This window comes from Helicobacter vulpis (assembly GCF_003660395.1).
GTDB lineage: Bacteria > Campylobacterota > Campylobacteria > Campylobacterales > Helicobacteraceae > Helicobacter > Helicobacter vulpis.
The window spans coordinates 1-638 of record NZ_QXQT01000081.1; the positions used below are offsets into that span (position 1 = coordinate 1).

The 638-nt window shown below is 50.6% G+C and carries 1 pseudogene; it reads right to left on the reverse strand.

Features of this window, described 5'->3' with window-relative positions:
- Window positions 1-443: 443 nt before the first annotated feature.
- Window positions 444-638: pseudogene (locus tag EAO38_RS08665) on the reverse strand (phage terminase large subunit); the annotation flags it as partial.

Genomic DNA, 638 nt, shown 5'->3' on the forward strand with positions numbered 1-638 from the left:
AATGTGCCAAAATGGTGGACGCTTATTTGAAGTTTGTGCGTCCCGTAGCGCTTGAGCGTTTGATCCGTGTGGGGGGCAATACGGATGGAGGGTATGTAACCTCAAAGCCTAAAAACGCGCAAAACTCCCCGCTTCTAGGATAACGATCATCTTACTTTGATCACGCAAACGTTTTTAGAATCATGGAGTTGATGGTGCTTGTACGCGCAAGAAAAGCGGTTGGGAGGTTGTTGAGCTTAAGCCGGCTTGTGTTATGATAGGGGCACAAGAGACATATGTGGTTATCTCTTAGGCCATTTGGAGAACTAGACATATTTTAAGCGCGCTCTAGGGTGATCCCCGTTAGGTGAGCCGGGGCGAAGTAGCATACTTTGCCCCGTTGCGCTGCTTCTTGCTAGCTCCTCGCAAACGGGATTAAGCATACTGCTTAATCCCGGCTCGCGTCACAACCCCGCTCTTTTGAACACCCGTTTTTTGAGCCCTTTGTGGACCTTGGCATAATCTAGGCGGTTTTTAGCCCTAGCGATGCGCATGGCCATTTCCAAAGCGTCCAAGCAGTCGTCATGGGCGCACTTGGGGTAGCTCTCTAGCTCAGCGATGAGCTCATGGCTATAGGCGTCAATGAGCAAGGTGCGTTC